This window comes from Rufibacter sediminis (assembly GCF_014269285.1).
Classification (GTDB): domain Bacteria; phylum Bacteroidota; class Bacteroidia; order Cytophagales; family Hymenobacteraceae; genus Nibribacter; species Nibribacter sediminis.
This window is the reverse complement of record NZ_JACOAF010000058.1, coordinates 143,150-158,154: the sequence shown is the minus strand read 5'-3', so window position 1 is coordinate 158,154 and position 15,005 is coordinate 143,150. Positions and strand designations below refer to the sequence as shown.

General features: G+C 54.5%; 8 protein-coding genes. 3 read left to right on the top strand and 5 right to left on the bottom strand.

Annotated elements, in window-relative coordinates; all coding sequences use genetic code 11:
* Positions 1–447 precede the first annotated feature (447 nt).
* Positions 448–3,270 (bottom strand): DUF4961 domain-containing protein, encoded by a 2,823-nt coding sequence (locus H7U12_RS21360; RefSeq protein ID WP_186641956.1) that lies wholly within the window; start codon positions 3,268–3,270, stop codon positions 448–450.
* A 194-nt stretch (positions 3,271–3,464) separates the two neighbouring features.
* Between H7U12_RS21360 and H7U12_RS21355 the strand changes: the two genes are divergently transcribed.
* Entirely contained in the window at positions 3,465–5,486 is a 2,022-nt protein-coding gene (locus H7U12_RS21355) for an alpha amylase C-terminal domain-containing protein (protein ID WP_186641955.1), read from the top strand.
* A 305-nt stretch (positions 5,487–5,791) separates the two neighbouring features.
* Here the strand turns inward: H7U12_RS21355 and H7U12_RS21350 are convergent, their stop codons facing one another.
* Together H7U12_RS21350 and H7U12_RS21345 are read right to left on the bottom strand one after the other, a co-directional pair.
* Positions 5,792–7,144 carry a glycosyltransferase family 4 protein gene (locus H7U12_RS21350; protein ID WP_186641954.1) on the bottom strand — a complete coding sequence of 451 codons (1,353 nt, stop codon included), beginning with the start codon at positions 7,142–7,144 and terminating at the stop codon, positions 5,792–5,794.
* Positions 7,145–7,709: 565 nt separating this feature from the next.
* Positions 7,710–9,506 carry a glycosyltransferase gene (locus tag H7U12_RS21345; protein WP_186641953.1) on the bottom strand — a complete coding sequence of 599 codons (1,797 nt, stop codon included), beginning with the start codon at positions 9,504–9,506 and terminating at the stop codon, positions 7,710–7,712.
* Between the two features lie 379 nt (positions 9,507–9,885).
* Here H7U12_RS21345 and H7U12_RS21340 point away from each other — a divergent pair, with 379 nt between their 5' ends.
* Complete coding sequence (locus H7U12_RS21340; protein WP_186641952.1) at positions 9,886–10,317, top strand: acyl-CoA thioesterase; 432 nt, start codon at positions 9,886–9,888, stop codon at positions 10,315–10,317.
* Between the two features lie 110 nt (positions 10,318–10,427).
* A complete protein-coding gene (locus H7U12_RS21335) occupies positions 10,428–12,020 on the top strand; it encodes a M20/M25/M40 family metallo-hydrolase (protein ID WP_186641951.1) in 1,593 nt (530 codons plus the stop codon).
* 153 nt (positions 12,021–12,173) lie between these two features.
* Here the strand turns inward: H7U12_RS21335 and H7U12_RS21330 are convergent, their stop codons facing one another.
* Together H7U12_RS21330 and H7U12_RS21325 are read right to left on the bottom strand one after the other, a co-directional pair.
* Positions 12,174–13,088, bottom strand: a complete 915-nt coding sequence (locus tag H7U12_RS21330; protein WP_241749606.1) for an alpha/beta fold hydrolase — start codon at positions 13,086–13,088, stop codon at positions 12,174–12,176.
* Between the two features lie 228 nt (positions 13,089–13,316).
* Positions 13,317–14,972: a M1 family metallopeptidase gene (locus H7U12_RS21325; RefSeq protein WP_186641949.1), complete on the bottom strand. Its 1,656-nt coding sequence runs from the start codon at positions 14,970–14,972 to the stop codon at positions 13,317–13,319.
* Positions 14,973–15,005 lie beyond the last annotated feature (33 nt).

The window sequence follows — 15,005 nt, the reverse complement described above, 5'->3', positions numbered from 1 at the left end:
CGTTTTCTGATGCTTTCGTTTAGGTTTGTCTGGCGCAAATTGTGCCCCCTTGCTGATTAGCGGCCGTTTTTGTGAAAACGGCCGCTAATCAGCAAGGGGGCACTCAAGAGGTGCAATCTGTGAAAAGCCCCTAACAGGTTCTATTTATAAAATTCACAATCAACAGCTAAATATATTTGAAATATTTACTACCATACAAGAAAGACTTTACACTTCTAGCAATTACTTACCTCTGTACAACCGTGCCTTTTCAAAGTTCTAAAGTTATGCCGCTTTACAAAATCATACGCGGTAAAAGCAACTGCTCGCCGCCTGTTGCTATACTTTGCAACAAGGGGCGAGCAGCAGATCAGCAAAATATTTACTCAGTGGGGTCCTTTTACTTAGCCTGACTAGTTGCTTTAAACCATGTAAGATCGTCAACAATCCGCAGGCGAAAGCCTCTTCCTACTGAACCATTATCTGCAAGGTTTTAGCGGTGTTGCCTGTTAGCAGTTTGCAGTAGTAGATCCCCGCAGACAAACGTTTATTGCCTTGGGTGGTAAGACTTTGGGTAATGGTATGGCTGCCTGCCGTTTGTCTGCCCAGCGAACGGCTGGAAACCAGACGCCCCAGTTGGTCATAGAGCTGCAAAGTTACCTCAGAAGGAGCTACCAATTGGTACCGCACCTGCACCTCTCCGGTTCCTGTAGGGTTAGGGTACAGCACCACATTCTTCACCAACGATTTCTCTTCTTCCTTAGAGGCTAACAAAATGCTGGAAGACGAAAGACGTTTGGTGGTGTACACGCGGTACTCTCCGGGTTGCAGTAAAATGGTCTGGTTCACATTGGTAACAGTCAAGGCTGCTCCCGTGACATAGTCATACCAGGTACCGGCATTCTGAAACTTAGGATCAATGGCCGCGGCCGTTACGCCGAAGTTACCCAGCACCGCCACGTTCATATCTGGGTCCTGAATATGGATGGTTTTAAGGGCGTTTTCCAGATTCAGGGTGTAATTCCCAGACTCAAAAGCGGGTTCCTTGATCTTCAGTTTAATGAGCGCCGCATAGACGTTGTAAAGTTTCTTCCGCTCGGCTTCTTGGTAGTAATTCCAGAGGATGGGTTTGTTGCCAGTCCGGCCTTCCTGGTTGATGGAGATGTCATAACCCAGTTCCCCGAATTGCCACACCATTTTAGGACCCGGCACGGTAAAGAAGAAGGCGGCCGCTAACTGCATGCGCTGCAAGGCCGTGGTGGGGTTCTTCACGCTGTAAGTCCCGGAGCTGTTGCCATACTGCAGAGCCTCGTACATCTGCCGCTCCTCATCGTGGCTTTCCATGTAGCCTACCACATGAGGGCTGGTCCAGCCGCGTTGTTTGTAGGAAATCCAGTTGAAATTCGAATTATCAGCATAGCCCAGAATGGCCTGTTTGTAGTTGCCGTGCAGGTTGCCCCACAGCATCATGCCGTGGTTCGCCAGAACCGTTTCCTCATCATTATCGGCAAAGTGCTCCAAAATCACATAGGCGCTGTTGTCCACGGTCCAGAGATGATCGGCCATCCGCTTGAGCAGATCGATGCGCGTTTGGTCAAATCGGCCCCAGGCACTCACGCTGCCCGCCGTCTGCTTCTGGGTGAAGCCCTTGGATAAATCGAACCGGTACCCGTCTATTTTGTATTCCTGCAACCAGAACTCGGTTACGCGGTCCACAAAGTATTTGGTGGCGGGACTCTCGTGGTTGAAGTCATGGCCCACATTGAAATCATGCGTCGGATCGGGGTTAAACCAGGGACTTTCGGAGGTGGTTTTTCCGGTGGCACTGTTGTAGTACAGCTGCACCATGGGCGACTGCCCAAACGAGTGGTTCAGCGCGATGTCCAGGATCACGGCCATTCCACGGGAGTGCGCCGCGTCAATGAACCGCTTGAGCTGGTCTTTGGAACCATAGTACTTGTCTGGCGCAAAGTAATAGACTGAGTTATAGCCCCAGCTCATATTCCCTTCAAACTCATGGATGGGCATCAGCTGAATGGCGTTCACGCCCAGGCGCTGGAGGTAATTGAGGGTATCCGTTAAGGTTTTGTAATCATGCTTGGCGATGAAGTCCCGCACCAGGAGTTCATAGATCACCAGATCGGTTTTCTTGGGTTTCACGAAGTTGGTGGTGGTCCAGGTATATGCCGTCTGGTTTGTCTGGAACACTGACACCATGCCCGTGGCTTTTCCCTGTGGATAGGCTTTCAGGTTGGGGTACGTTTCTGCCGAAATGTACTGGTCTTCGTTTGGGTCCAGGGTTTTCTGAGTGTAAGGGTCCCCTACCCGCAGGTTCTCATCCACCAGGTACTGATAGGCGTACTCCCGGCCCGCCGTCAGGTTATCGATCTGAACCCAGTACCGCGTTCCATCCGGCGTGCGCTTCATAGGCGTAGCGCCCACTTGCCAGTTGTTGAAATCGCCAACCACGTACACGTTTTGCTTATTAGGCGCATACAGGTTCAGCAACACGCTGGTGGCGCTCAGGTAGGTCACGCCGTCTTTGGCATTGGCGGGCAGCGCCTGCGCTTGTACGGTTTCCCGCACCACGTAGGTGAAGGAGTCTACTGCCGTCACCGTTCCACTCTGCGCCATCAGTTTCACTTTGTTGGCCCCTGGCGTGGAGGCAGTCAGCTGGTGCTCCAGCGTAGTAGCCGAGGTCACTTCTTTGACTTTCTCGCCGTTCACAAACAGCTGCAGGGTGGCGTTAGCCGAAGAAGTGGCCGTCACCGGGATGGAGGCTCCCTGGTTCACAAACAATCCGTTCAGGCCCACGGTTGGCTGCGTAAACGATACATTGATGGAGCCGGCGGCGTAAATGGGTACTTTGATGTCTTTGCCGCCGGTGTCTTTGCCTTCTTTCGTTCCGTTCCCGTTTCTGAAAACAAACATCAGGGCTGTAATCTGCTCCGTGGCCGGTACATTGTAGTACGTGCGGGGGGTGAGGGTGATCTGGTAGCGGTTGTTTCCCAGTGAAGTCATGAGAGCCGCCGGTGTATTGGAAGTCCAGTCCGCTTTCACGTACTTCCAGTCAGAGTCGCTGCCGCTCAGGTTGGTCAATACGCCCGTATGGGCGTACACCGGCTCAGACACGTTGGCCAGGCCTCCCGTACCTTTAGAGGCGTCAAAGATGATAGTGACCGGCTCATTATGGACCGGAAAGGCGGGTGACCAGGTCACCACCTGCGCCTGGGCTACCTGTACCAGCAGCACCAGCAGTAACAAGCCAAGCAAACGGAACGTAGTTTTCATGCAATAGGCAGATTTAGTTTAAGTGAAGGTGAACCTTTCTCGTTTACGAAATCGATTTCCTTGCCAATTTATCAAAAATAACTTAGAAAACCCGAAACGTTTTATCAAGTTTCCACAGCACCTAGCAAACCTAGTCTCCCGGTTGCACCTTTCCGTATGGAAGTGTAACTTAACCCATTCCCAAAACAGCTCCTATGCCTAAGGTAACACCTACCCTCCCATTGCTCCAGTCTGACAGCTGGCTGACACCTTACGCCCCGCAGCTCCTGCAGCGACTGGCCCGTTTTGAAGAGAACCTCCAGTCGGTGGTGCAGGAAGCCGGTTCTTTGGCCGAGTACGCCGCCTGGCACCACCAGATGGGCTTGCACTATGAACCCCAGAACAAAGGCTGGCGCTACCGCGAGTGGGCTCCTGCTGCGCAGGCACTTTACCTGGTGGGAGATTTCAACTTCTGGGACCGAGGCGCCCACCCACTGCAAAAAATAGAGAACGGCCTCTGGGAGGTTTTCCTGCCCGAGGATCAGGTGCAGATTCAACACGGCCACCGCTACAAAGTGCACGTGGTAGGCGCTACCGGCGAAGGGCGGGACCGCATCTCCCCTTTTACCTTCCGGGCGGTGCAGGACCCAGAGACCTATGATTTCTCGGGGCAGTACTGGGCTCCGGCTGAAACCTTCACCTGGACGGATGAAGATTTTGAGACCACCCAACTCACCCAACCGCTCATTTATGAGTGCCACGTAGGTATGGCCCAAGAAAAGCACGGGGTGGGCACGTACCGCGAGTTCGCGGATCTGATTCTGCCGCGCGTGGCCGAGACCGGGTACAATTGCCTGCAGCTGATGGCCTTGATGGAACATCCGTACTATGGCTCATTTGGGTACCACGTCTCCAATTTCTTCGCTCCTACCTCCCGTTTCGGAACTCCGGAGGATTTGAAGTACCTGATCAATGAAGCCCACCGGCTGGGCATTGCGGTGGTCATGGATCTGATTCATGCCCACGCCGTGAAAAACGTGGCCGAAGGGTTAGCTGATTTTGACGGTTCTGGCGGCCAGTATTTCCACCAGGGGCCTCGCGGACATCACCCTGGCTGGGACTCTAAACTCTTCAACTACGGCGTGCCGGAAGTAAGGAGATTCTTGCTGTCCAATGTCCGGTACTGGCTGGAGGAGTTCCACATTGACGGGTTCCGGTACGATGGGGTGACCTCCATGCTGTACCACCACCACGGCGAAGGCGTGACCTTTGGCCATTATGACCGCTACTTTGACAAAAGCGTTGACGAAGACGCCATTCTGTACCTGCAACTCGCCTCAGAACTGACCCATGCGTTCACCCCCGGCGCTTTACTCATTGCCGAGGACATGAGCGGGATGCCCGGTCTGTGCCGCCCGGTTTATGAAGGCGGCGTAGGCTTTGATTACCGCCTGGGCATGGGCATCCCCGATTACTGGATCAAGACCCTCAAACACAAACGCGACGAAGAATGGAACCTGGATGAGATCTGGCACGAGCTCACCAACCGGCGCGTGGGCGAAAAAACCGTGGCGTACGCCGAGTCCCATGACCAGTCTTTGGTAGGTGACAAAACGCTGGCTTTCTGGCTCATGGACAAAGACATGTATTTCCACATGCGCACCACCGACCAGAGCCCGGTGGTAGACAGAGGCATCGCGCTGCATAAAATGATCCGGTTGCTCACTATGTCTTTAGGCGGCGAGGCTTTTCTGACCTTTATCGGAAATGAGTTCGGGCACCCGGAGTGGGTCGATTTCCCCCGGCTAGGTAATAACTGGAGCTATCAGTACGCCCGTAGGCAATGGTCCTTGGTAGACAACCCAGACCTTCGGTACCGGCACCTGTGGCAATTTGAGAAGGAGATGCTGGCCATGGCGCAAGAACACGGGCTCCTGCAACACGGTCCGGCGCAGAAACTGCACCAGGATAACCACAACAACGTGCTCGTCTTTCAGCGGGCGGGATTGGTGTTCCTGTTCAATTTCCATACCCAGAATTCCATCCCAGATTACCGGTTTCCGGTGTTGGAGGCGGGCAGCTACAGCCTCATCCTGTCTTCTGACGCGCCGCAAACCGGCGGACATGACCGCGTGGATACCTCTATCCGGTATTTCACCATCCCTACTACCTACGGCCCAAGGCTGAGCATCTACCTTCCCAACCGCACTGCGTTAGTTCTCCGCCGGGAAGACTGATCTTTAGGAATACCTTATAAAAAACCAGGAGTGGTTTAGGGGGCGTTTTCAAAAAACACCCCCTAAACCACTCCTGGTTTTTACAGCCTCTTGAGTACAGGCTGATCTCGTTTTGCGGCTTCTTTCCTGAAAAGAGCGGTAAAACGGAAAGTTCGGGAAGAAGCAAACGGCCTTTGTTTCTTCCCCATGAAAAAGCCGCTACGGGAATCCACAGCGGCTTTTTCATGGGGAAGAAATTTTATTACTTGATCAGCTTTGGGGGCATAATTCTGAAAACAGCTTAAAAACAGAATGAGCCAGTTGACTTAGTCCTGCAACTGCAATACGGTTTGCAGGCTTTCCAGCACTTGATCGGCGGTGCCGGTCCAGGTAAGACGCTTCACCGCCTTCTGGTTCGCTTCCACTTGCTCTTTGCGCAACTCGGTATCCTGCAGCAATTGCAACACCAGTTTTGCCAGTCCGGCGGTGTCATTGCAGTCTGCGACGCTGGCTTGCGGCAAGACTTCGGCGGCGCCAGTCTGGTGGGTGATCACTACCGGCAGTCCGGCGAGCGTGGCCTCAATGGCAGCCAGACCGAACGGCTCAGAAAGAGCGGGCAGACAGAAAACGCTGGAGTTCTTCAGCAATGCCTCGGCTTGGGCTGGGGGTAAGAATCCGGTGAACGTCACGGATTGTTCAATGCCCAGCCGGCGCACCATCTGTTTCGCTTCCTCCAGTTGGGGGCCGTGGCCAGCCACCACAAAGTTCACCTCAGGATCTTTCTTCAAGACCTGGCTCGCTACCTTCAGGAACTGCAGAGGACCTTTCTGGGCCACTAATCTTCCCAGGAACGTCACCTGCTTGCGCTGCACCGGCGTCACCGGCGATGGCGTTGCTTTATCAGCACCGTTGTACACCACCTGCACCTTTTTAGCCGAAATGCCATAGCGTTTGGTGATCATGCGGGCTGTTCTCTGGCTCACGGTCAGGATCAGGTCGGCCTCATTCATGGCTTTGGTCTCCAACTCGTAGATCCAGCCGAGGGGCTCTCCCACCTGGCGGTCAAAAGAAAGACTGTGCACGTGCACGATCAGAGGCACCTTACGTTGGGTCTTGATTTCCATGCCCGCCAGAAACGTCATCCAGTCGTGGGCATACACTACGTCAAATTCTTTATGGGAAGCCAGGCGGGCCGCATAGCGGGCAAACTGAATCACTTCAAAGTTCAGGGTTCCTTTTGGGCCCTGGGTTACGTTGATCTGGGGTTGTCCCACGGTGACACTGCGCTGGGGGGCTTCCGCCGCCGCAGGCACTTCTGTTACGGTAGCCGCCGAAACTGAGGAAGGGTCACTTTCCTGCGCTTCGGTTTCCAAAACATCTTCATTGGGGGAACCGGGCACTTCATAAGGGAACAGCGCGGCGGGCACCCGGTGGGTGGTCGCAAAACGTTCAAACGTCTTGGTCACGGGCGCTTGTTTCACCTCGGCTAAATCCAAGGCATCCAAACCAACAATCTCGGCATGTTGATCCAGGGCCAGATGATCTGCCTGCGGCACAATCATGGTGAGTTCTGCTTGATTGGCCAAAGCCTCGGCTAAATGAAAACAGGCTTTGCCTACCCCCCCATTCAAAATAGGCTGATCTTCCCAGCCCAGCATTAGTACACGCAATTTTTTCATTATAACTTCTTACTTCTTGATAAGTATGCGGAGGTCTCCTGTAAAGATAGGTACTGAACCCTCATGCACAAGAACTCCGGAACACTTTTTTGAGTGGGATTATTCAATATAAATGAAAACTTCAAAATAATCCGTAATTATGCCTTACAATTCAGGAATAAATACGGATAAATTTTTAAAATTTCTCTTTCCATTTCTCACGGATAGTACAAGTAAAGACTCCTATTTTCGGCTCGCCCGCCCCGGGGAAATCCCGAAGAATTCACCGCGAAACCCTGCCCGAAAGGTGAGTCAAAAGACCCTTACGTGTGTTTTTTCTAAGAGATAACCGGTTCTCCTGAAATAGAGGTACTCTCCTATCATATCTTAAAATCCAAATATACGACAGGCCAGGATTATTCCCGAGACTTTTCTTCCTCCCCAGAAAAGACTAGACGCAAACCTCCGGCGGAAGGTAATGATCGAAACGGAGAACTCAATTCCTGTAAAAGGAGAAGGTCTGTTTTGGGGGCGTTTTTATGAAAACACCCCCAAAACAGACCTTCTCCTTTTATAAGATCAGCCTCTATTCTGGATTGGTACTCAAGGCAAGCTGGTAGGCGCGCTCATAATGCACGAGCAGCTTTTTCCAGTCAAACATTTCAGACAGGCCTTCCACCTTGTTCCGCTGGGTAATGCGCTCGCGGCGGTTCATCTCCACGTATTCAAAGAGGTGCTCGGTGAGCTGCTCCGCTGACTCGTCAAAGCTGCGCTCGTGGCGGTCAATCACGTAGATGCCTTTGTCGGTGTGCTTCTTCACGTTCTTCTTCACGTAATCCCCGAAACCCGACAGGTCACTGGTCACAGCCGGAATGCCGCTGGCCACGCACTCGAGCGGCGTGTAGCCCCACGGCTCGTAGTAACTCGGGAAAACCCCCAGGTGGCAACCGCGCACAAACTGGCCGTACTCCATCCCGAACAGCGGGTTGGTGGGCGAGATGAAATCTGGGTGGTAGACGATCTTCACGCGGTCATCGGCGTTGTTCACCAGGTTGGAGGTCCTGAGGAAATGCAGGATCTCGTCTGACTGGTCGTTCACCAGGTTGTGGGTGACCACCGGCGGCAACTGGTGCGTTTTCCAGGACTGGATGGTGCGGCGGTAGCGCAGTTTCCAGTAATCATCTACGTAGTTGTTCAACTCGGGCAGCTTGTGCTCTGAGCTGGCGGCGGCATCGTAGAAAAGACGTTCGCCAATCTGGTCTTTGATGGCCTCGCAGGTTTCCTGGATTTCCTCCATCAGCGCCTTGGAGTGCAGCACCCCCGGGTTGATAGAGTAGAACGGCTGCTTGGTCACGAAGAACATCACCACGGTCATGTCGCTTTTGGCTTGCTTCATGCGGTGGTTCAGGCGGGCCAATGCCTCCAGCGTGAGGTCGAAGCCTTTGTTGCGGTACTCAAACCGGCCCGAGGTGAACAGGTAAATGGTCTTGTCTAGGTCAAAGGGGAAACTCTGGAAAAAGTGCCCCATCACAAACCGGTGGATTCGTTTCTTATAGGTCAGGTGCAGGTTCTGGAACTCGTGCATGGCGGTGAACCGCCGGATGTTGAGGCCGTTGGGCAACACCGTGTCCGGAATACGGTCCAGGAGGTAAATACACTCGCGCACCGTCACCTCGCTCACCGTCGTGAACACGTGCGAGCCGTGCGCGGCCGCCCGCTCAATGGAAACGGCGGGTTCAATGTTGAAATGCTGCGCCTCTTTCTGCCAGTCAACGGAGGTGAGCTGGTCATAGAAGTTAGGGTCGTTCATGGCCAGGTAGCGGCCCAGCAACGTGGCGTGCGTGGTGAACACGATCTTCACCGGCACCTGATCACGCCGCAGGTCCGGAATGGCAGAACCCACCATCCACTCGTGGAAATGCGCCACCACCTGCGTCTTGGAAGACAATAAGGTAATGAACTGCTTGGCCAGTTGCCCGAAGGCCAGCACCTGGTGCAGCAGGTCTTCGTTGGAGGTAGGTATCCGGTGGTTTTCCCACAGGAAATACTTGATCTCACTTAGTTGCCCGAATGCACTGTACGGGTTGATGAGAACAATGCGCGGCCGGCCGGTCACCAGCCAGGTTCCATAGTAACACTCCACGCCCTGCGCCCGCAGCTCCAGCACGGCCTGCCCAAACACATCGGAATAGTCATCGGTGGGCTCAAACTCGTGGGCGGCCTGTTGCGGGAAATAAGGCCCGATCAGGCAATACTGGTCACCCCAGTATTCAATCATGGCGGGTACTTTGGAACGGATCACCGTGTAGATTCCACCTACTTGGTTACACGCTTCCCAGGCTATTTCCAGAAGATGCGGAGACGCAGAAGACATATGTTGCATGGAAGGGTCATTTTAGAGCTATTTTACTCAAATTAGGCCAAAAGGGATATAGAATACGCAATAAATTTACATTTATGGGAAAGCGGCCGGCCGTGCCGCAAAGCCATTCCCGGTAAGTCCTTCTGGCTCAACACAGAAGTAAAATCCGGGTAATCCAAAGCTAAAACAATTTTAAGGAATTCATACTTTCGGCCACCCCAACGCCGCAGGATTTTACAGAAGCGGGTTGTTTGAAAACGAAAAATGAAAAAATCTAAACGGCATTTCGCTGAAGGGTGCACCCAGAGAATGAGATGGCCCTCCCCTTTCAGGTGTTGTGCCAACCGCTTGCTTTGTGCGCCGTACCTAGTTTCTTTGCTGACACCTTAAATAAGACACTATGAGCATTGTATATGAAGGGCACGTGATCTGGGCGCAGGTAGACGCCAACATGCACCTTCGCCACTCGGCGTACGCCGATTTTGCCGCGCAGGCCCGTATCTCCATGCTGGACAGCCTGGGTTTGAACTTCAAAGTTTTCCAGCACCTCAAGTTAGGTCCCATCCTGTTCCGGGAAGAACTGCAGTACCTGCGCGAAGTGGGCATCAACGACACCATCAAGATAGAATCGGTGCTGACAAGGGCCCGCGCCGACGGCTCCCGGTGGTCGATCCGGCATGAACTGTACCGGGGCGATGGCGTGAAAGCGGCCATCATTCTGGTGGAAGGTGCCTGGATGGACCTGGCCAAACGCAAGCTGGCCCCCCTCCCAGATGATCTCTCGCAGAAGTTCATGAGCCTGCCCCAGGCCCCGGATTTCGTGCTGGAATAGGGCCGCTCTACTTTGGGGCTGTTTTCCGGAAAACGGCCCCAAAGTAGAGAACCTGGCGCAAATTTCAGGAAACCGCTTTCAGTTCTTGTCTGCCTGGTTAAATTTGGGGCATGATACAACTCTTTACCCCTCCCCGCTTGGGCTTCAAACGAAGTACTCCCAAGCTGCTCCTGCTCTCCCTGCTGTTTACCGGACAGGTGGGCCTGGCTCAGACCAAGAACCCCGTGGTGCAAAGCATTGTGCAGGAAGCCACCCAGAACTCCCAACTGGAAACCCTCGCCCATGAACTGATGGACGTGATTGGCCCCCGCCTGGTGGGTTCGCCCCAGATGCAGCAGGCCAATGACTGGGCCGTTGCCAAGTACAAAGGCTGGGGCATCTCGGCGCGAAACGAAAAGTGGGGCGAGTGGCGCGGCTGGCAAAGAGGCATCTCGCACATTGACATGGTAGCGCCGTGGGTAAAATCCCTGGAAGGCATGCAACTGGCCTGGAGCCCCGCCACCAAAGGCAAGGGCGTAACCGCCGAAACCATCACCCTGCCCGAGACTGTCTCAGATTCCCTGGCGTTCCAGAAATGGCTGCCCAGCGTGAAAGGCAAGTTTGTCTTGATCTCCATGCCGCAGCCCACCGGTCGGCCAGATTACAACTGGCAGGAATTTGCCACCAAAGAATCCTTCGAGAAAATGAAGGCCGCGCGCACCGCTCAGACCGACGCCTGGCGCGCCAAAATGACCAAGATGGGCTATACCGCCCGCACCTTGCCGGTGGCCCTGGAGAAAGCCGGTGCCGCAGGTATTGTGATGTCTAACTGGTCCAGCGGCTTTGGCGTGAACAAGATTTTCAGCGCGTACACCAAGAAAATCCCTACCGTAGACATCGCGCTGGAAGATTACGGCATGCTGTACCGCCTCACGGCCTCGGGCCAGAAACCGAAGCTCCATGTACAGGCCGAATCAAAGGAAAAAGGCATGGTGCCCACGTTCAACACCATCGCGGAGATGAAAGGCTCCGAGAAACCGGATGAATACGTGATCCTCTCGGCGCACTTTGACTCTTGGGATGGCGGTACCGGCGCCACCGACAACGGAACCGGCACACTGGTAATGATGGAAGCCATGCGCATCCTGAAGAAAATCTACCCGAACCCGAAAAGAACCATTCTGGTAGGCCACTGGGGCAGTGAAGAGCAAGGCCTGAACGGTTCGCGCGCTTTCGTGGAGGACCATCCCGAGATTGTAAGCAAAGTACAGGCGGTCTTCAACCAGGACAACGGCACCGGCCGCGTGGCCAACCTGTCGGGCTCCGGATTTCTGCATTCGTATGCGTACTTGAACCGCTGGCTGGCTCCGGTTCCGGAGGAGATCAGAACCCACATCCAGACCTCGTTCCCGGGCTCCCCGGCCGGCGGCGGCTCTGACCACTCGTCGTTTGTAGCCGCAGGCGCGCCCGCGTTCTCATTGAGTTCGTTGAGCTGGTCGTACGGCACGTACACCTGGCACACCAACCGCGACACTTATGACAAAATCGTGTTTGACGATCTGCGCAGCAACGCCATTCTCACCGCTATCTTAGCCTACATGGCCAGCGAAGACCCTACCACCACCTCCCGCGACCGCAGCGTGCTGCCCGTGAACCAGAGAACCGGCCAACCGGGCGTATGGCCTCCGCAAAACAAACCTACCCGTAAAGGTGGCGTGGAGTAATCTTCTATTTGAGATACAACTAAGGCATCTCCTATCCTTGTAAAAAGTGTAGGTAATGCAGCATACAAAAGTCCGCTGAAGGTGCAGGTAATTGCCTGTCATTTTCAGCGGACTTTTTTGGTTCCTTTTTACAGAATGCCGACGCAGAAAAGCCTATCCAACCTTCGGGCGGACCAGCAAATAGCCGCCTACTGCCGCCGCCAAGCCAATGCCCAGGAGAGCGGCCCAGTTTCTGGTGGTGACGGGTTTGTTCATTTCCGCGGAAAGCAGCGGTTCATAGTTGATGCCACTGGTGACGGTGAGCACCAACTGAACGGCTTCCTCCGGCGAGTCCCACTGCGGGAAGTGACCACAGCGGGCAAACCAATGCAGGCTGGCATCCGGGAAGAGGGCCTGCGCCCGGGAGGCTTGCGGCGGGAAACACACCCGGTCTTGCTTTCCCCACCCGATCACCAGCGGCGCCGAGAGCGTTCCGCGCGGCGTTCCTTTCTGTTCCTCGCCGTAGGCTAAATTGAACAGCAGTTCATCAAAGGAAGGCGAGGTTGCCATGCTGCGCAGTTCTTCCAGAACGAGTTTTGAGGACAAATTCCAGGGATGCGCCGAAAACTGGGACAACAGCAGGCTCCGGCCTACGGGGCTTTCTGTCAGGGCGGGCAACACCGGTTCCAGCAGTTGCAGCAGCCGCTTAGACGATGCCACCGAGTAATAGAAAAACGGTTTTTCCCAGCCTTTCCAAAAACCACCGGGGTTCAGGGCTACTACCGCGCCAAGCACTCCGCCGCGCCTCGCCAGTTCCAGCACCAGGCGAGCACCCATGGAACTACCCACGGCATCTATTCCTAATAAATTGTGGTTTTCCAGAAATGAGGTAACAGCATCGGCTAAGGTGCTGATGGAGACCTCGCCCGGCAGCGGAGGCGTGTTCCCGTGGCCCGGCAAATCTACCGCCACCACCTGCCGACCCGCTTCGGCCAGACCGTCTATCATCAACTCCCAGGAGCGGGAACTTCCGCCGATGCCATGGATGAGGAGCAAAGGTTTTCCTTCGCCGCGGCGGATGAAATGCATGTCCATCAGAAATCAGGTTAGAGCTCCATACCGGCATGGGGCTGCTTAGAGGTACGGGTTACAAGTGTACTGGTTCAGACTTCTCATGGCCTTAACCGTTTCTTTTCTCTACCCAAGGGAAGAGCCTCCGTTTTGGGGCCTTTTTTGAGAAATCGGCTTCAAAACGGAGGGTCCGGGAGTGATTGTTCGCTCTTGGAATTTCTTCAACTCGCAGTTGAGGCGAAGGGCTTACTGCACCTTCTTCTGGGTTACGTAGAAATTGGGATCCACCTGAATGTCCTGGGTTCCGGCGGCAAGCTTCGTTTTTTTCCAGGTGGAAGCGACCGGCTGCAGCCAGGTTTCTTTTCCGTTCACCAGCACCTTCACCGGCAGGTTGAAGCCGGTTACGCTGTTCGCCCACCGATACGACAGGGTGTTTCCTTCCAGCTTGTACTCCAATTCGGGGATGCGCACGTCGCGCAGGTACTGGTTGAAGAAGGCTTTCAGGTCATGGCCGGTTTGCTTGCTCAGGTAATTTTCAATCTGCTGCGTGGTTACGGTCTGGTGGTAAAAATCCTTGTTGAGGCCGCGCAGAATCTTCCGCCATTTCTCGTCATCGTTCACTACCTGCCGCAGGGTGTGCAGCATGTTGCCGCCTTTGGGGTACATGTCGCCGGAGCCGCTGTTGTTCACGTCATATTTCCCGATGATGGGCTTGTCGTTCCGGATGCCTCGGCGAGTCCCGATCACGTACTCACTGCCGGCTTTCTTGCCGTGGTAGTATTCCACAAACAGGTTTTCAGAGTAATTGGTGAAGCTTTCGTGGATCCACATATCGGCCACGTCTTTGTAGGTGATGTTGTTGGCGAACCACTCGTGCCCGGATTCATGGATGATGATGAAATCGAACTTCAGGCCCCAGCCGGTACCGCTCAGGTCGCGGCCCAGGTAGCCGTTCTGGTATTTGTTTCCGTAGGTCACCGAGCTTTGGTGCTCCATTCCCAGGTACGGCACCTCCACCAGTTTGTAGCTGTCTTCATAGAACGGGTACGGCCCGAACCAGTGCTCAAAGGCTTTCAGCATCTGAGGGACTTGCTTGAACTGCTCTTTGGCTTTGGCCAGGTTCTCGCGCAGCACATAGTAGTTGCAGTCCAGTTTGCCTTTCTCGCCGGCATAGGTCTCAGAGAAGTTCACGTAGTCGCCGATGTTCACATTCACGCCGTAGTTGTTGATGGGGTTCACCACCGCCCAGTGGAATGTCTTGGTGCCGTCCTGGTGCTGCTCCACTTTCCGAAGGCGTCCGTTGGAGACATCCGTGAGGTTCTGGGGCACCGTCACCCGGATCATCATGCTGTCGGGTTCATCATACATGTGGTCTTTGCAGGGCCAGAACAGACTGGCCCCGTCTCCCTGCACCGAGGTAGCGATGAACGGATTGCCGTTGGAGTCTTTCTTCCAGGTCACTCCCCCACTCCATGGCGGGTTGGTACTCACCTGCGGCTTGCCTCCGTAGGTCACTTCCACGGTCTGCAGGGTGCCGGGCACCTGTTTGGCGGCCAGTTGAACAAACCACGCGTTGCCGTCTTGTTTCACTGAAAGCTTCTGGCCGTTCTGCACCACCTGCTCAATGCGCATGGGCGGCTGCAAATCTATCTGTAAGGTCTGCTGCGGCTTGAGAACTTTGTAGCGGATCAGGTTCACGCCGCGCATGGTGCTGTCCGCCGGATTCACTTTTATACTTAGGTCATAATGCACCAGATCCCACCAGGCCCGCTCCGGGGTGATGGAACCTCGCAGGGTGTCTTGCCGGGTGAACGTGGGCGTGGTCTGGGCCTGCGAAGAAAGAGACGTTCCTACGCCTAAAAAGCTGAGGAGACCGATGAATAATTTTAGCCGATGTCGCATTTAGTAGCTGTTTTCTGAAAAGTAGTACAAAAG